Origin of the sequence: Polaromonas sp. (genome assembly GCF_031411155.1) — a bacterium.
Classification (GTDB): Bacteria; Pseudomonadota; Gammaproteobacteria; order Burkholderiales; family Burkholderiaceae_C; genus Polaromonas.
This window is the reverse complement of the sequence record NZ_JANOAL010000070.1, coordinates 1-17,415: the sequence shown is the minus strand read 5'-3', so window position 1 is coordinate 17,415 and position 17,415 is coordinate 1. Positions and strand designations below refer to the sequence as shown.

Here is a 17,415-nt window from a genome sequence, read left to right as displayed (position 1 = left end):
ATTTCAGAGCGCCTGGAGTGGCTGGGTGAACAGCGCGACCAGGTCAATCTCGGGCGCGACGGTGTCGCGCCGCAGCTTGACCTCTGCGCCGTGCAGGTGCGCCCCCATCAGGCTGCAGGCCTGCTCGCCGTCACCGTTTTCCAGCGCCGTGAGGATGTCGTTGTGCTCGTCAAACGAGCAGACGTTGCTGCCGACCGAGTCGTACAGCGCAATCATCAGGGTGGTGCGGGCAATCAGGCTGCGCAGGATGTCTTCCAGCTCGGTATTGCCCAGCAGCCGGGCCACCTGCAGGTGGTATTCGCCCGACAGGCGGACCCATTTGGACCATTCGCCGGCCTTGTAGGCGGCATGTTCCTGCGTGATCAGCTGACGCACGGCGGCCAGGGATTCGGGCGTGGCTTTTTTGCCCAGCGCCCGGATGATGCCGTTTTCAATCAGCCGCCGCGCCTCGAACACCTGGCGCATTTCCTCGGGGCCGGGCTGCGCAATGATGGCGCCCTTGTTGTGCTGCAGCTCGATGACCTTGTCACCGGCCAGCCGCACAAAGACCCGGCGCAGCAGCGATCGGTTGACGCCGAAGGCCTCGCACAGCCGGGTTTCCACCAGCCGGGTGCCGGGCGGCAGGCGATGCGACAGCACCGCCTCGACGATGGCGTGGCGGACCCGGTTTTCCTCGGCCAGCTCGGTCAGGGAGGCCGCCGAGGCGGTTTCCCGCTCGTGGTTCGCGGTTGGGGGGGGGCGGGGTCGGATCATGGAAGGGGTCATTTTCTGAAAGCATATCGTGCCACAAGATTTTCTTGACTGCCACCGTTTATTAAATTATTGTCACAATCAATTAAGATAAATGTCGCAATTAATTCGAAAAACTTCTAAAAAATCAGGACTTCGTTATGGTTTTCCCTCTGTAAACAGGCGCGTCAAGATTGTGACAATCAATAAATCATGAAAATCCAACTGATCAATCCGAACACCACGGGCGCCATGACCGACAAGATGGCTGCGGCCGCGCGCCAGGTGGTTTCGGCCGGCACGCAGATCCTGGCGGTGCAGTCCTGCACCGGGCCGGCATCGATTGAAAGTGCGGTTGACGAGGCGCTGGCACTGCCGGGCCTGCTGGCGCAGATCGGGGTGGGCGAAGCCTCGGGTGTGGATGCCCATGTGATCGCCTGTTTCGGTGATCCGGGGCTGCGCGCCGCCCGCGAGACGGCAACGGCACCGGTCATCGGCATCGCCGAGGCGGCGATGCAGCTGGCCAGCCTGGTGTCGGCACGCTTCAGCGTGGTGACCACGCTGGCGCGCACCGTGCCCACGGCGCAGCGCCTGCTGCATGACTATGGAATGACGGCGCGCTGCGTCCGGGTGCGCGCCACCGGCGTCGCCGTGCTGGAACTCGAGGCCCAGGCCGGTGAGTCGGTGCGGAAGAAGATCGCCGCCGAATGCCGCCTGGCCCTGGCCGAGGACGGGGTCGGCGCCATCGTGCTCGGCTGTGCCGGCATGACCGACCTGTGCGGCGAGTTGACGCAGGAGCTCGGTGTGCCGGTGATCGACGGCGTGACCGCCGCGGTCAAGCTGGCGGAGGCGCTGGTGGCGCTGCGGCTGCGCACCAGCAAGCGCGGTGACTACGCGCGGCCGGATATCAAGCCTTACGCCGGCCTGATGGCCCGGTTTGCGCCAGGTGCGTGAAATTTCCCTTCGCTCTTTTCGACAGTCCCTGACCCCCGAAAGCTCCAAAAATCTCGTCGTTAACAAAAAATATTGATTTTGTTAACAATCTAATGGTTTACCAGATGTTTTTGCAAACAAACGAGCGATAGAATTTTTGCATTGCGCGCACCATCCAGCGAGAACACCATGAGCAAGCTTGAGTTCCAGACCGACCGCCACGCCACCGATGCCGACCCGCAAGGCGCGAGCCTGGCCAGCGAGGAAGCCCGCGTCCAGCAGCGCCTGGCGGAAGCGATTTACGAGCACCGAATCCCGTCCGGCACCAAATTGCCCGAGGCCGACCTGTGCCGCATCCTGGGCACCAGCCGCGGCACCTTGCGCAAGGTGCTGGATCGCCTCGCCGATGAACAACTGGTCGAACAGATCCCCAATCGAGGCGCCTTCGTTGCCCGACCCAGCATCGAGACCACGCGCGATGTCTATGCGCTGCGCCGCATCCTTGAAGCCGGCGTGGTTCGCAGTCTGGCGCGCTGCGACTGCAAGCCATGGATCAACAAGGTGCGCCTTCAGGTCGGCGAAGAACGCGAGGCCAACCGCGTCGGCGACACCTCGCGCTACATACGCCTGGCCGGCAAGTTCCACCTCGACCTGGCCGCCGCCACCGGCAACCAGGCGCTGAATCAGCACCTCAAACGCGTGGTCGCGCAGACCTCGCTGATGACCGCGCTCTACGACGTGCCGGGCACCAACACCTGCTCGGTGCACGAGCACCTCGAGATCCTCGAAGCCATCGAGGCCGGCAGGCTGGAAGACGCCGAACGCCTGATGGAAGACCACCTCAAGGGCTGCGAACGCCAGTTGCGGCTTGGCGACGAGCCGCCGGCCGTGGACCTGTCGCAGGCGCTGGGCGGGCTCGCAACAATGCCTGCCGGCACCGCAGGGCGCATCTCGACAAAAACGTCTGGCAAGGCCTCAAGCCAGGCGGTTCCAGCCCGCAAGACCCCAGCCAGGCGCAAGCCCCGCGCAGGCGCTGGCCAGTAAGTTTTCCCGCCGTTCTTTCGTTCTTTACAACAGGAGTATCCCCATGAAAAAGCAATTGATGGCGCTGAGTCTTGCGCTGTCCCTCGGCTTCGGCGCTGCCGGGCTTCAGGCCAAGACCTTCACCTGGACCGCGTCGGCCGACGCGCTCTCGATGGACCCGTATTCGACGAACAACTCGTTCACCACCTCCTTCATGAACAACATCTACGAAGGCTTGGTCCGCTTCAACGACAAGGTGCAGATCGAACCCGCACTCGCCGAATCATGGAGCTCGGTGTCGCCGACCGTGTGGCGCTTCAAACTGCGGCGCAACGTCAAGTTTCACAACGGCGAGCCGATGACGGCCGATGACGTGGTCTTCAGCTGGCAGCGTGTGCAGACGCCGGGCTCGATTTCCAAGCTCAACCTCGGCGACGTGAAAGAGGTGCGCAAGGTTGACGCCTTCACCGTTGATATCGAGACCAAGGCGCCCTTCCCGCTATTGCTCAACGAGATGCTGAACCTGCCCATCATGAGCAAGGCCTGGAGCGAGGCCAACAACGCCAGGGAAGCCAGCGACCTGCAACAGAAGAAGGAAAACTTCGCCAACCGCAACACCAATGGCACCGGGCCTTTCCTGCTGAAGTCGCGCGAAGTGGACGTCAAGACCGTGCTGGCCGCCAATCCGGCCTGGTGGGACAAGCCCAGGCACAACCTGACCGAGGTCGTCTTCACGCCGATCCAGTCGGACGCGACCCGCACCTCATCGCTGCTGTCCGGCGCGCTGGATGCAACGGTCAACGTGCCGCTGCAGGATGTGCAGCGCATCAACAGCACGGGCGCCTTCAGCGTCGTGCAGGGCCCCGAGTTGCGTACCATCTTTTTCGGCATGGACCAGTTCCGCGACGAGTTGCTGTACTCCGACGTGAAGGGCAAGAACCCGTTCAAGGACCTGCGCGTGCGCAAGGCCATCTATCAGGCCATCGACGTCGAGGCCATCAAGCGCTCGGTGATGCGCGGGGTGTCCTGGCCGGCCGGCATGATCCTGTCGCCGCAGTTGAGCGGCGCGCCAAAGGCCCTGAACACGCGGCTGCTGCCCTTCAACCCCGAGGCGTCGAAGAAACTGCTGGCCGAGGCCGGCTACCCCGAGGGTTTCACCGTCGCCATGCAGTGCCCCAACAACCGCTATGTGTATGACGAGCAGATCTGCCTGGCCGCCATCTCGATGCTGGGCCGCGTCGGCATCAAGATCACGCCGCAATTCGAGCCGGCCGCCAAGTGGAATGTGCGACTCAACACCATGGACGTGTCGCTGTACATGATGGGCCACGCCGGCTTGCCGATGGCAGACTCGTACGCCCTGCTCTATGACACCGTCGCCACGCGTACGGCCAGCGCCGGCGGCCTGAATTCCGGCCGCTATTCCAACCCGGCCTTCGACGCCATGCTGCCTAAGATCGCCACCGAACTCGACACCACCAAGCGCAATGCCCTGCTGGCCGAAGCCGTCACCATCGAACGCAACGATGTCCCCTACATTCCGCTGCACCAGCAGCCCATCACCTGGGCCGCACGCAAGGGAGTCGAGCTGAAGCAGGCGCCGGACAACCAGCTGCGCCTGTGGCTGGTCACGGCACCCTGAGCCGCACACCGGTTGAGTTGATCAACTGACCGCACCGGTCCCGCGCGGGACCGGTGTTTTCCAAGCCGCCAGGCAAACCTCCACCCAACCGAGGGCAAGTCCATGCTCCGTTTTCTCTCAACCCGCCTCTGGAACGGCCTGCTGGTGATGATAGGCGTGACCTTCATCTCCTTCCTGCTGTTCAGCTACATCGGTGATCCGGTCAACAACCTGCTCGGCGAGACCGCGACCGTCGCGCAAAAGGAAGCCCTGCGCGCCTCGCTCGGCCTCGACCAGTCGCTGATCGTGCGCTTCTTCAAATATGTCGGGCTGGCCGTGCGCGGCGAGTTCGGCATCTCTTACCGCAACCTGGAGCCGGTTGGCCAGCTGCTGTGGTCGCGCGTTCCGGCCACGCTGGAGTTGAGTTTGTGCGCCGCCATCCTGGCGCTCGGCGTCGGCATCCCGATGGGGGTGTACGCCGGCATCAAGCGCCACTCCTGGCTCGCGCAGACCATGCAGGTGGTCTCGCTGATCGGCGTCTCGGTGCCGTCCTTCCTGACCGGCATCATCCTGATCCTGATCTTCTCGGTCGAGCTCAACTGGCTACCCGCCTTCGGCCGTGGCGAGGTGGTGCGCTTCGGCAACTGGAGCACCGGCCTGCTGACCGTCAGCGGCTGGAAGTCGCTGGTCATGCCGTCGATCACCCTGGCGTTATTCCAGCTGACGCTGTTCATGCGGCTGGTGCGTTCTGAAATGATGGAAGTGCTGCGCACCGACTACATCAAGTTCGCACGGGCCCGCGGCATTGCGGACCGGTCGATTTACTTCCGTCATGCGCTGAAGAACACGCTGATCCCGGTCATCACCGTGGCCGGTCTGCAACTTGGCTCGCTGATCGCGTTTTCGATCATCACCGAGACCGTCTTCCAGTGGCCTGGCATGGGCTTGCTGATCATCCAGGCCATCACCTTCAGCGACATCCCGGTGATCGCCGCCTACCTGATGCTGATTGCGCTGCTCTTCGTGATCATCAACGCCGTCGTCGACCTGCTGTACTTTCAAGTCGACCCCCGAGTGAGGCTCGCATGAAAGCCATTGACATGAACACCACCCTCGCAGCCTTGCCCGAGGCCGCGCCGCCCTCGGCCTGGAACCGTTTCCTCGACAGCGATTTCATCTTCAGCTTCAGGCGCTCACCCACGGCGATGATCTCGGCGCTGATGCTGTTCTTCTTCGTGCTGGTCGCACTGCTCGCGCCATGGATCGCACCACAGAACCCGTTCGACCCCGCCGCACTCGACCTGCTCAATTCGCGCCTGCCGCCGGCCTGGATCGAGGGCGGGCAAATGAAGTTTCCGCTCGGCACCGACGGTCAGGGCCGCGACCTGCTGTCCGTGCTGATGCATGGCCTGCGCATCTCGCTGCTCGTGAGCTTCAGCGCCACGCTGTTCTCGCTGGTGGTGGGTGTCACCCTTGGCCTGGTCAGCGGCTATGCGGGCGGGCGCATCGACAACCTCATCATGCGGCTGGCCGACATGCAACTGAGCTTCCCGACCATCCTGGTGGCGCTGCTGGTCGATGGCCTGTCGCGCTCGCTGCTGCCCAGCGGGCTGCATGAGCAGCTCGCGCTGCCCGTCGTGGTTTTTGCCATCGGCATCTCGACCTGGGTCCAGTACGCACGCACAGTGCGCGGTGCCACGCTTGTGGAAAAATCGAAGGACTATGTGCATGCCGCCAAGCTCATCGGCATGGGCCCGTTGCGCATTTTGTTTCGCCATGTGCTGCCCAACGTGCTGGGCCCGGTGCTGGTGATCGCCACGCTGTCGCTGGGCCTGGCCATACTGACGGAAGCCACGCTGAGTTTTCTCGGCCTTGGTGTGCCGCCGACCTCGCCGTCGCTGGGCACCTTGATCCGCGTCGGCAACGAAGTGCTGTTCTCGGGCGAGTGGTGGGTGACGGTGATGCCCGGCGTGTTGCTGGTGCTGCTGGTGCTCGCCATCAATTTGCTGGGCGACTGGCTCCGCGATGTCTTTAACCCCAAGTTGAAGTGAGGCTTGCGATGACCCCATCTCCCTTGTTGACCGTCCAGGGCCTGAGTGTCGAAATCCCGACACGCCGCGGCATCTTGCTCGCGCTCGACAACATTTCCTTCTCCATCGCGCCCGGTGAAATTCTCGGCTTCGTCGGCGAGTCCGGCGCCGGCAAGTCGCTCACCGGCATGGCCATCCTCGGCCTGCTCGACCCGCCAGGCCGCGTGGCCAGTGGCGAAATCCGCCTCGGCGACCGCCGCATCGACAAACTCTCGCAGCGCGAGATGCGCAAGGTACGCGGCAAGGAAATCGGTGCCGTGTTCCAGGACCCGCTGATGAGCCTGAACCCGCTGCTGCAAATCGGCGACCAGCTCGTCGAAACCATACGCACGCATCTCCCGGTGTCGCATGAGCAAGCCGTGCAGCGCGCCCTGGGCCTGATGCGCGCGGTCGGCATCCCCGCCCCTGAAGCACGCTTCACCGCCTACCCGCACCAGTTCTCGGGCGGCATGCGCCAGCGCATCGTCATCGCGCTGGCGCTGTGCGCCGAGCCGCGCCTGGTCGTGGCCGACGAACCGACCACAGCGCTCGACGTGTCGATACAGGCGCAGGTGCTGCAGCTGTTGCGCAAGCTGTGCCGCGAAAACGGCACGTCGATGCTGCTGGTCACCCACGACATGGGCGTCATCGCCGAGACCGCCGACCGCGTGGCCGTGATGTATGCCGGCCGCATCGTCGAGATCGGGCCGGTCGAGGACGTGATCCGCAACCCGGTGCATCCGTACACGCGCGGCCTGATGGGTGCGATCCCTTCGCTCAAACCGGTGACCGGCCCGCTCGCGCAAATCGACGGCGCCATGCCGCGCCTCAATGCGCGCCCCGTCGGCTGCGCCTTCAACCCGCGCTGCCCGAATGTCATCGACCGTTGCCGCGCCGAAAGCCCGCCGGTCGACACCTATGGCCAGCGGCAGGTTGCCTGCTGGGTCGCATCCGCTGAACTGGAGGCCGCATGAACGCCGTTCTTAAACCAGCGCAAGAGGCCGAAATCGCTCTCGCCGCGCAAGACATCACACGCCACTTCCCCGTCGGCTCGGGCCTGCTGGCCGGCAAGCTGGGTGCGGGGAAATCGGTGAAAGCGGTGGATGGCGTGAGCTTTGACATCCGCCGCGGCCAAACCTTCAGCCTGGTCGGTGAGTCGGGTTGCGGCAAATCCACGCTCGCGCGGCTGGTGGCCGGGCTGGACAAACCGAGCTCGGGCAGCATCCACTTCACCGATGCCGGCCAGCACGGCCACCGCATCCAGATGATTTTCCAGGATCCGTACGCGTCGCTGAATCCGCGCTACCGCATCGGCACCGCGATCGCCGAGCCGATCCGCTTCCAGAAGCTGCTGCCCGAGGCCGAGGTCATGCCGCGTGTGCACCAGCTGCTGCGCCAGGTCGGCCTGTCGCCAGCCGATGCGCTGAAATTTCCGCATGAGTTTTCGGGCGGGCAACGCCAGCGCGTGTCGATTGCGCGGGCGCTGGCCGGCAACCCGACCTTCCTCGTGTGCGACGAGCCGACCTCCGCGCTCGACGTGTCGGTGCAGGCGCAAATTCTGAATTTGCTGCGGCGCCTGCAGGAGCAACTCGGCCTCACCTGCCTGTTCATCAGCCACAACCTGTCGGTCATCAACTATGTATCGCACGATGTCGGTGTGATGTACCTCGGCCGCCTGGCGGAAGTCGCGCCGACGCGTGTGCTGTTCGAGGCACCCAAGCATCCCTACACGCAGCTGCTACTGGCGGCGCTGCCGCAACTCGACAGCCGCGGCCGTGACAAGGAGCCCATCACCGGCGAAATCCCGAGCCCGCTGAACCCGCCGCCGGGTTGCACCTTTCACCCGCGCTGCCCGCATGCGAACGCGCGTTGCCAAAGCGAAAAGCCGGAGCTCACCGCGCAGCCCGACGGCTCGCAGGTCGCCTGCCACGCCGTGCAGGAGCGCCGCATCCCGGTCCTGTTCCATGCCGCCTGAACGATTTCATCCATGCTTGACAACAACCAACCCGCACTGATTGATCTGCTGATCGAGAACGGTTGCGTGATCAGCGTCGACGGCGAGCGCCGTGTCATCGAAGACGGCGCTGTCGCTGTCAATGGCGACCGCATCGTCGCCGTCGGCACGACGACTGAACTCAAGGCGCGCTACACCGCCCGCAAGACGATCAACGCCTTTCGAAAAGCCGTGTTGCCCGGCTTCATCGACTGCCACGCGCACGCCGGCCACGGCCTGCTGAAGACCATGGGCGGTGGCGACGGCGAGGCCTGGTCGGACGCCTGCCAGACCATCTACACGGTCGGCTCCGACGAAGAGTTCTGGTACGCCGAAGCCAGGCTGGCCGCGCTCGAACGCCTCAAGTGCGGCACGACCACCGGGGTGTGCTTCTTCGGCGGCGGCGACAGCATCATGCGGGTCGATGACCCGGTGTATGCCACGCGCCATTGCGATGCGATTGCCGAGACCGGCACGCGCTCCTTCCTGGCGGTCGGTCCTTCGCGTCCCCCCGGCCCCCGCACTTACGCCAGCTGGAACGGCAACCAGCGCACCGACCGCGAGGTGTCGTTCGAGCAGATGTACGCCACTTGCGAGGACATCATCCAGACCCAGCACGGCCGCGCCGATGGCCGCGTAAACATCTGCGTCACACTGCCGGTCTATCACCCCGACCATGAGCCCGGCCAGCTGCAGTACGAAGATATCTTCTGCGGGCAGGCCGGCCAGTACATGGATCTGGCGCGCCGCCACGCGCTGGGCTTCACCCAGGATGGCCACCGCGCCGGCAGCCTGAAACTGGCCGAGGGCATGGGCCTGCTGGGCGCCACCTCCTTCATGTCGCATTCCATCGACCTGACGCCCGAGGACATTGCCGCCTGCGTGGCGACCGGCACCCGCATCGTGCACAACCCGAGCGCCATCATGTCGATACGCGGCCGCTGCCCCGTGCCCGAGCTGCTCGAGGCCGGCGTCACCGTGGCGCTGGGCTCGGACGGCATCGCGCCCGACCGCAGCTACGACATGTTCCGCCACATGTTCCAGTGCATGCACTACCACCGCCGTCACTTCCGCGATTCGGGCGTGCTGCCGCACGGAAAGGTGCTGGAGATGGTGACCATAGACGCCGCGCGCACGCTGGGTCTCGAGCACGAAATCGGTTCGCTCGAAGCCGGCAAGAAGGCCGACATCATCCTGGTCGATCTGTTCAAGCCGCACATGATGCCGCTGAACATGCCGGTCTACCGCGTCACGGCGTTTGCCAACGGCGCCGACGTGACGACCACCATCGTCAACGGCAGGGTGCTGATGGAGGACGGCAAGGTCAACGCCGTCGACGAGGCCGAGGTCATGGAACTGGCCCAGGTCGCGGCCGACCGCATGATCCAGCGCACCGGCCTGCGGCACCTGCTGGACTCGCCCGAAAAATTGTGGCGCGCGGCGCATTACTGATGCGGCCCGACCTCACCGCATCAGGCAACACCGCCTTGAAAGCCGACCCCATGCACATCGACTTCGCGACCCTCACCGCCTACCAGCGCTACAAGCTGATGGCCAGCCTGATCGTGCCGCGGCCGATCGCGCTCGTCACCACGCAGAACGCCGACGGCGTCGTGAATGCCGCGCCCTTCAGCATGTTCAACATGCTGGGCGAGGACCCGCCCATCCTGATGATCAGTATCAACAAGCTGCAGGATGACCACCTCAAGGACACCTCGGCCAACATCATCGCCAACGGCCAGTTCGTGGTGCATATCGCGGACGAGCCCATGGCCGAGCAGATGCACCGCTGCGGCGCAACCCTGCCGTCCTCGCACAGCGAACTTGAACTGGTCGGCCTCACCACCGCACCGTCGCGGGCCGTGCGGCCGCCGCGCATCGCCGAGGCGCCTGTCGCCTTCGAATGCCAATTGTCGGAAACCCTGGAGACCGCCAGCCGGCACATCTTCATCGGCACCGTGTTGTGGCTGCACGCGCGCGAAGACCTGATCGACATTGAGCGCCACCGCGTGCGTTTGAAAAACTATTTCCCGGTGGCCCGCTTCGGTGCCAGCTACTACGTCCGCACCCGCGACCGCTTCTCCATGGACCCGAAAAAAGCAGGGGCTGCTTCCAACCCGATTGACGAACTCGACTGAGTCGCATTACCGCGCGTCAGCACTTCAAACGTAAACGGAAATTTGGCAGCATGAATTTGCAAGTTATTCGCAATGTGCGTCCGCTAGGCGGTTCCGCCTGCGATGTGGTGCTCGAACAGGGCGTCATCAAGGCCATGATGCCTGCCGGAACGGCGGCGCCCGGGATCGACTGCCTGATCGATGGCCAGGGTCAGCTGCTGCTTCCTGCACTGGTGGATAGCCATGTGCATTTCGACAAGACGCTATGGGGCACGCCGTGGCGTGCCAACACGGCGGGATCGACGCGCAACGAAAGAATCGCCAACGAACAGGGTGTGCTCGGGAATTTCGCGGTTGCTATCGCCGATCGCGCCGGACCGCTGATTGAGCATTGCATCGCCAAGGGCTCGCTCTACTTTCGCTGTCATGTGGATGCGCAAACCGTCTGGGGCTTGCGGCACATCGAGGCGATGCTGGAGCTGCGGCAAAAGTACGCCAGCCTGATCGACATGCAGCTGGTCACCTTCCCCCAGGGCGGCATGTTGATTCAGCCCGGCACGACGGACCTGATGCGCGCCGCGCTGGACAGGGGCGTGGACATCGTGGGCGGCATTGACCCCGCCACCCTGGACCGCGACCCGATTCGCCATCTGGAAACCCTCTTTGATCTTGCCACCGGTTACGGCCGCGGCATCGACATTCACCTGCACGAACCGGGTGAGCTAGGCCGCTGGCAGATCGAGCGCATTGCCGACATGACCAGGGCCTGCGGGCTCACGGGGCGCGTCATGATCAGCCACGCTTACTCACTGGGTGCGTTCCCGCCCCATGACCTGCTGGCGCTTGCAGACCGGTTGGCTGAGCTGGATATCTCCATCATGACCTGCGTCCTGCACCAGGCCGCGCTGCCGGTAGCGATGCTGCGCAGCCGCGGTGTCAACGTGTGTTCGGGCTCGGACGGCATTCGCGATGCCTGGAGCCCGTCGGGAAACGGCGACATGCTGGCGCGCGCGAGCTTGCTGGCACTGCGTTCCGACTGGAACAGGGACCAGGACCTGGCCATGGCCTTCGACATCGTCACGGCTGGCGGAGCCCATGCCCTGGGTCTCACGCGATACGGACTGGCTGCCGGCTGCCAGGCCAATCTCGTCCTGCTCCCGGCCGAGAATCTTGCCGAGGCCGTGGTCAATCACAGCCAGCAACGCACCGTGATCAGTCGCGGGAAAATCGTGGCGCGAGACGGCGTCTATTTGGGTCATTGATCTATGCGCACTCTGCTCAAAGCCGAATTCGTGGTCGGTTTCAACGGCACATCGCACGAATTGTGGCGCGACGGCGAAGTGGTTTTCTCCGGCGACAGCATTGAGTTCGTCGGACGCAACTTCCAGGGCCATGTCGACCAGACGGTGGACTATGGCCGCGCCCTGATCGGGCCCGGCCTGATCGACCTGGATGCGCTGGGCGATCTCGATTCCGATGTATTGGGATTTGACAACGGCAGCAGGCTCGAGATGGGCCGCCAGTGGTCGGAAGACTACCTGCGCGAGGGTTCGCGCGAGACCTACACCGACGAAGAAGAGAGCTTCAAGTACCGCTACGCGTTTACGCAGCTGCTACGCAACGGCATCACGACCGCGCTGCCCATCACCTCGATGTACTACCGCGAGTGGGCCGAGCGCTACGACGAATTCGCCGCGGTCACCGCCATCGCCGGCGAGCTTGGCCTGCGCGTCTATCTCGGGCCGTGTTACATGAGCGGCATGAGCTATGTGCGCGCGGACCGCACGCTGGACCAGTTCTGGGACGAAGCGCGCGGTCTGGAGGGCCTGGACCAGGCCCTGCGGTTTTTCCGCGATTTCGACGGCGCACATGGCGGGCGGGTGCGCGGCCTGCTGGCACCGGACCGGATTGAAACCTGCACCCCGGAATTGCTGGCGCGCACCGCGGCGGCCAGCCAGGAGCTCAATGCTCCGGTACGCCTGCATTGCTGCCAGTCGGTCTATGAATTCGAGCTGGTCAGCAAGCTGCGTCAGACCACGCCCCTGGGGTGGCTGGAGCAATTGGGCCTGCTCACGCCGCGCGCGGTGCTGCCGCATGGCATCTACCTCAGCGGCCACCCCAGGGTGTCGGACCGCAGCAGCGATGACTGGCGGCGCCTGAGCGGATCGGGCGCGACGATTGCCCACTGTCCGGCGGTTTTCGCGCGCACCGGCCAGGCCCTGAACTCGTTCGGCAAGTACCGGGCGGCCGGCATCAATATCGGACTGGGCACCGACACCTGGCCACCCGACCTGCTGCACAACATGCAGCTGGGCCTGTACGTCGCCCGCGTGCTGGAGGGCGATGCACAGCACACGTCGGCGGCAGACATGTACAACGCGGCCACGCTCGGCGGCGCCAGGGCGCTGGGCCGGGACGACATAGGCCGCCTGTCCGCCGGCGCACAGGCCGACATCGTGGTGTTCGACCTGCAGGGCGCGCACCTCGGGCCGTTTTTCGACCCCTTCAAGAACCTGGTACTGGCCGGGCGCGGCTCGGATTGCCGCGCAAGCTATATCGCCGGCCGTTGCGTGATGGAAGACTTCGAGGTGCGGGGCGTCGATCTGGCCAGCCTGCAGGTCCAGGCAGACCGCCAGTTCGGGAAACTGATGGAAAGCCACAGCCGCAGGGCCTTTGGCAATCCGCCGGTCGAGCGCCTGTTTCATCCGGTTTTCCCGTGGGCCAGCTGACAGCTACCGTCGCCCGCACACAAACCGCAAACCCATGACCCCTAAAGGACTAACGATGCAAGACATAGTGATACGCGGCGCACGCCCCTGGGGCGCCCAGAGCGCCGACATGGCCGTGCGCGATGGCCGCATTGCCGCGATCGGCGTCGATCTCCCCGCCGCGCCGGGCGATGAAATCATTGACGCGCGCGGCTGCCTGGTGATTCCCGGCCTGGTCGATGCGCACGCCCATATCGACAAGACGCTCTGGGGCACGCCCTGGCATCCGCACCAGGCCGGCCCCAGCCTGATGGACAAGATTCAGAACGAGCGCCAGGTGCTCGCTTCGCTGGGCCTGTCGCCCGAAGTCCAGAGCGCCCGGCTGCTGCGGCGACTGATCGCTTGCGGCACCACCCATGTGCGGACCCACGTCGATGTCGGGCCCGACGTCGGGCTGGCGCACCTGCACGGCGTGCAGGCGATGCGCGAGAAGCATCGCGACTGGATCGATATCGACCTGGTGGCCTTCCCGCAAACTGGGGTGATGATACGGCCTGGCACGCTGGAACTGCTGGAGCAGGCGGTGCGCGAGGGCGCCGAGGTGATAGGCGGGCTCGACCCGGTCGGTGTCGACCGCGACCCCAAGGGCCAGCTCGACGGCATCTTCGCCATTGCCGGGCGGCACGGTTGTGGGGTCGACATCCACCTGCACGATCGCGGCGATCTGGGCGCGGTGACGATAGAGATGATTGCCGAGCGCACGCGCAGCCTGGGTCTGGCGGGCAAGGTGGCGATCAGCCACGCGTTCTGCCTGGGCGGGGTCGAGCCGGCGCGCCTCGATGCCCTTATTGCGCTGCTGCTGGACAACGACATCGCCATCATGACCCACGCGCCCGCCGGCCCCACGCCTTTTCCGCCGATTCGGCTGCTGCACGAGCGCGGTGTGCGGCTGTTCTCGGGGTCGGACGGCATTCGCGACACCTGGAGCCCGCTCAACAACGGCGACATGCTGGAGCGCGCCTTTCTGCTGGCCTACCGCAACGGCTTTCGCGACGACCCCGGCATCGAGCTGGCCCTGCACATGGCGACCTATGGCGGCGCGCAGCTCATGGGCGTGGCCCACTATGGCCTCACGGTGGGGTCGGTGGCCGACCTGGTGCTGGTCGAGGCCGAGACGGCTGCCGAGGCCGTCGCCTACCATCCGGCGCGCCGGCTGGTGCTCAAGCGCGGCCGCGTGGTCGCGCGGGACGGACGCTCACTGTTGCCTGCCGTGGCGTGACGCGATGTGCCGGCTCCCTCACCGCTTTATTCCTCTCCCCACTTTGCCCACCTGAAAGGCTTCCCGTGTCATTCCTTCATTCACTCAAATCAGCCAAGCGCCGCACCCTGATTCGCGCCTGTGCGCTGGCCGCCCTGGCAGCGGTCCCGGCCTTCACCGGCCTGGCCCAGGCGCAGGACTGGCCGGGCAAGAAGCCCATCACGCTGGTGGTCGGTTTTCCGGCCGGCGGCAGCGCCGACATGATTGCGCGCACCGTGGCCGAGCCGCTCGGCAAGCGCCTGGGCACGGCGGTCGTGATCGAAAACGTCAGCGGCGCGGGCGGCACCATCGCCGGCCAGAAGGTGGTCAATGCAGCCCCCGACGGCTACACCCTGTTCATGGCCTCGGGCAGCGAAGTCTCGATTGCCCGGCTGTTCAACCCGGCCGTCAAATACAACGGCGAGACCGACTTCACCCCCATCGGGCTGGTCGGTGACGTGCCGATGGTGCTGGTGGCCAGCCCCAAGTCCGGTCTCAAGAGCGCGCCCGAGGCGCTGCTGAAAGCCCGGCGCGAGCCGGCTTCCCTGAGCTACGCCTCATCGGGCGTTGGCACGGTGCTGCATGTGGCCGGTGAGTTGCTGAACCAGAAGGCCGGCACCAGGATTACCCATGTGCCTTACCGCGGTGCGGCGCAGATGGCGGTGGACGTGGCCGGCGGCAATATTGAGCTGGCTTTTTTCATGACGCCAACGGCCCTGCCGCACATCGAGGCCGGCAAGATGGTGGCGCTGGGCGTGACCACCCTGGGCCGGTCCCGCGCCGCGCCGCAAATCCCGTCGCTGTCGGAAACCCCGGCGCTCAAGGGCTATGACATCAGCCTGTGGAACGGCCTGTTTGGCCCCGCCAAACTGCCGCCCGCCATCACGGCGCGCCTGAACAAGGAGCTCAACGATGTGCTGCGCGAGCCCGCGGTGTGGCAAAAACTCCAGAAGGCCGGCGTCGAAACCCAGGGCAGCACGCCGCAGGCGCTGACGCAGCGGATTCGCGACGAGGTCAAGCGGGTGCAGAGCATCGCCCCGGCCGCGATGAAAACCAGCGGCTAAGGCGCTGGTCCGGCGCTTCCCGGCGCTTCAGGCGGTCTGGGTCCGGGCCGTTGCGGCAGGGCGCTTGAGCCCGTAAAAGCCGAAGTTCATGGCCGGCACCTCGCCGCTGATCAGCTCGGCCAGGGCCTTGCCCGAACCGGCGCCGTGGGTCCAGCCCAGTGTGCCATGGCCGGCGTTGACCCACAGCCGGCCGACCCTGGTCTTGCCGATGAAGGGAATGTTGGTCGGCGTGGCGGGCCGCAGGCCGGTCCAGAAGCTGGGCGTGCCGCCCTCGCTTTCCAGCCGGGTGTCACAGACGCCGGGCAGGACCTGTTCAATGCGGTCGGCCAGCATCTTGCAGCGGGCCCTGGCCAGCGGCGTGTCGAGTGACAGGTCGTAACCGCCAACCTCGATGGTGCCGGCGACGCGCAGGTGGGTGTCGAGCCGGCTCATCGCGCATTTGACCTCGTCGTCAATCGTGCTGACGAAGGGCGCAAGTTCGGGTTTGAGCAGCCTGAAGGTGGCGCTATAGCCCTTGCCCGGATAAATTGGCAGGTCCACCCCCACGCTGCGCAGCAGCGGCGCGGTGTAGGAGCCGCAGGCCGCGACCACCTCGTCGGCCTTTAAATGAACAAGGTTTTCGCCCTTGCCCCTGATGGTACGTGCGCGGATTGCTATAGATTCAATAGCGCCGCCGGCTTTCTCGAGGCGTTCGATGTCGTGCCCATAGAGGAACTGCGCGCCGCGCGCGATGCAGCGCTGGGCCAGTGCCTGGGTAAAGACGCGGGCATCGCCGCTTTCGTCGCTGGCGGTGTAGGTGCCGCCCACGATGCTGTGCGCAAAGGCGCGGAAGGCCGGCTCGATCTGCAGCAGCTCGGCGGTGGACACGACGCGGCGCGCCACGCCATACTTTTGCATCAGCGCGGCGGCTTCGCCGGCGGTATCGAAGGATTTCTGGTCGGTGTAGTAATGTGCAATGCCGCGCTCGAGCCGGTTGTATTCAATGCCGGTGGCGTTGACGACGTCCTTCAGGGCGGTGTGGCTGTAGGCGCCCAGCGCCACCAGCTGCTGCACGTTGCGCTCAAACGCCGCGTCGTTGCACTGCGCCAGAAACTGCAGGCCCCAGCGCCACTGGCGCCAGTCGGCCTGCGGGCGAAACAGCAGCGGCGCATCGTCGCGGAACATCCACTTCAGCGCTTTCAGCGGCGCGTCCTTGTTGGCCCAGGGCTCGCAGTAGCTGACCGAAATCTGCGCCGCATTGCCAAAACTGGTCTCCAGCGCGGCGTCGGGCTGCCGGTCCACCACCGTGACCTCGTGGCCGCGCTCCAGCAGGTGCCAGGCCGTGCTCACGCCAATAATTCCCGCCCCCAAAACAACAACTTTCATAGGTCTACCTTCCTGGCGTTGAAGTGTGAAGGATGTTGCTTTCAATTAATAGAAAAATTAAACTGTCAGTGAAAACATCACAAAAACTAATACAGACCAAGGACGCCCGGATGAACACCTTTGACCCCGATGCTCTTGAGTGCCTGGCGGCGATCGTGGAAGAAGGCGGCTTTGAACGCGCGGCCCAGCGTCTGTCGATCACGCAGTCGGCGGTGTCGCAGCGTTTGCGCGCGCTGGAGGCCCAGGTCGGCACGGTGCTGATCGTGCGCAGCCGGCCGCTGAAAGCCACTTCGGCCGGCCAGTTGCTGCTCAAGCACACCAAGATGCTGCGCCTGCTGCGCGCCGACCTGGAGCGTGACCTGAAGGAGCTGGCCCCCAGTTCGCTCGGCGGCGCGCGCGAGGAAGAGCGCATCTCGATTGCCATCAACGCCGACAGCATTGCCACCTGGGCGCTGCCGGCGCTGACCGATTTGGCGCAGCAGGGGCTGCCGATGGA

The 17,415-nt window shown here is 65.1% G+C and carries 16 protein-coding genes and 1 pseudogene; 15 read left to right on the top strand and 2 right to left on the bottom strand.

Annotated features, from left to right (window positions below; genetic code table 11):
- Window positions 1–3 precede the first annotated feature (3 nt).
- Entirely contained in the window at window positions 4–753 is a 750-nt protein-coding gene (locus RMO23_RS04025) for a GntR family transcriptional regulator (protein ID WP_309678813.1), read from the bottom strand.
- A 189-nt stretch (window positions 754–942) separates the two neighbouring features.
- Here RMO23_RS04025 and RMO23_RS04020 point away from each other — a divergent pair, with 189 nt between their 5' ends.
- From RMO23_RS04020 to RMO23_RS03960, 14 genes and pseudogenes are all read left to right on the top strand, one after another.
- Entirely contained in the window at window positions 943–1,683 is a 741-nt protein-coding gene (locus RMO23_RS04020) for an aspartate/glutamate racemase family protein (protein ID WP_309678812.1), read from the top strand.
- 168 nt (window positions 1,684–1,851) lie between these two features.
- Window positions 1,852–2,706, top strand: coding sequence for a GntR family transcriptional regulator (locus RMO23_RS04015; protein WP_309678811.1), 855 nt, complete (start codon window positions 1,852–1,854; stop codon window positions 2,704–2,706).
- 43 nt (window positions 2,707–2,749) lie between these two features.
- Window positions 2,750–4,327, top strand: a complete 1,578-nt coding sequence (locus tag RMO23_RS04010) for an ABC transporter substrate-binding protein (RefSeq protein ID WP_309678810.1) — start codon at window positions 2,750–2,752, stop codon at window positions 4,325–4,327.
- Between the two features lie 102 nt (window positions 4,328–4,429).
- Window positions 4,430–5,395: an ABC transporter permease gene (locus RMO23_RS04005; RefSeq protein WP_309678809.1), complete on the top strand. Its 966-nt coding sequence runs from the start codon at window positions 4,430–4,432 to the stop codon at window positions 5,393–5,395.
- Window positions 5,396–5,406: 11 nt separating this feature from the next.
- Window positions 5,407–6,357, top strand: coding sequence for an ABC transporter permease (locus RMO23_RS04000; RefSeq protein ID WP_309678827.1), 951 nt, complete (start codon window positions 5,407–5,409; stop codon window positions 6,355–6,357).
- An 8-nt stretch (window positions 6,358–6,365) separates the two neighbouring features.
- The gene (locus RMO23_RS03995; RefSeq protein ID WP_309678808.1) at window positions 6,366–7,349 is read left to right on the top strand and encodes an ABC transporter ATP-binding protein; all 984 of its coding nucleotides are present in this window, start codon (window positions 6,366–6,368) and stop codon (window positions 7,347–7,349) included.
- Window positions 7,346–7,891, top strand: a pseudogene (locus RMO23_RS19675) (ATP-binding cassette domain-containing protein); the annotation flags it as partial. The gene RMO23_RS03995 and the pseudogene RMO23_RS19675, both read left to right, overlap by 4 nt.
- 144 nt (window positions 7,892–8,035) lie before the next feature.
- Window positions 8,036–8,350: an oligopeptide/dipeptide ABC transporter ATP-binding protein gene (locus RMO23_RS19670; RefSeq protein WP_405041562.1), complete on the top strand. Its 315-nt coding sequence runs from the start codon at window positions 8,036–8,038 to the stop codon at window positions 8,348–8,350.
- A gap of 12 nt (window positions 8,351–8,362) precedes the next feature.
- Window positions 8,363–9,820, top strand: a complete 1,458-nt coding sequence (locus tag RMO23_RS03985) for an amidohydrolase family protein (protein WP_309678806.1) — start codon at window positions 8,363–8,365, stop codon at window positions 9,818–9,820.
- Between the two features lie 50 nt (window positions 9,821–9,870).
- On the top strand, window positions 9,871–10,506 hold the full coding sequence (locus tag RMO23_RS03980; protein WP_309678826.1) for a flavin reductase family protein: 636 nt from the start codon (window positions 9,871–9,873) through the stop codon (window positions 10,504–10,506).
- A 50-nt stretch (window positions 10,507–10,556) separates the two neighbouring features.
- Window positions 10,557–11,747: an amidohydrolase family protein gene (locus tag RMO23_RS03975; RefSeq protein ID WP_309678805.1), complete on the top strand. Its 1,191-nt coding sequence runs from the start codon at window positions 10,557–10,559 to the stop codon at window positions 11,745–11,747.
- 3 nt (window positions 11,748–11,750) lie between these two features.
- Window positions 11,751–13,214 carry an amidohydrolase family protein gene (locus RMO23_RS03970; protein ID WP_309678804.1) on the top strand — a complete coding sequence of 488 codons (1,464 nt, stop codon included), beginning with the start codon at window positions 11,751–11,753 and terminating at the stop codon, window positions 13,212–13,214.
- A gap of 55 nt (window positions 13,215–13,269) precedes the next feature.
- Window positions 13,270–14,472: an amidohydrolase family protein gene (locus tag RMO23_RS03965; RefSeq protein WP_309678803.1), complete on the top strand. Its 1,203-nt coding sequence runs from the start codon at window positions 13,270–13,272 to the stop codon at window positions 14,470–14,472.
- Between the two features lie 65 nt (window positions 14,473–14,537).
- The gene (locus RMO23_RS03960; RefSeq protein ID WP_309678802.1) at window positions 14,538–15,554 is read left to right on the top strand and encodes a tripartite tricarboxylate transporter substrate-binding protein; all 1,017 of its coding nucleotides are present in this window, start codon (window positions 14,538–14,540) and stop codon (window positions 15,552–15,554) included.
- A gap of 27 nt (window positions 15,555–15,581) precedes the next feature.
- Here RMO23_RS03960 and RMO23_RS03955 read toward each other — a convergent pair whose 3' ends face one another.
- Window positions 15,582–16,964 carry a D-amino acid dehydrogenase gene (locus RMO23_RS03955; protein WP_405041561.1) on the bottom strand — a complete coding sequence of 461 codons (1,383 nt, stop codon included), beginning with the start codon at window positions 16,962–16,964 and terminating at the stop codon, window positions 15,582–15,584.
- A gap of 65 nt (window positions 16,965–17,029) precedes the next feature.
- On the opposite strand from RMO23_RS03955, the gene RMO23_RS03950 reads away from it, so the two are divergent.
- Window positions 17,030–17,415: LysR family transcriptional regulator (locus RMO23_RS03950; RefSeq protein ID WP_309678800.1), on the top strand; the 386-nt coding region annotated here is incomplete at its 3' end.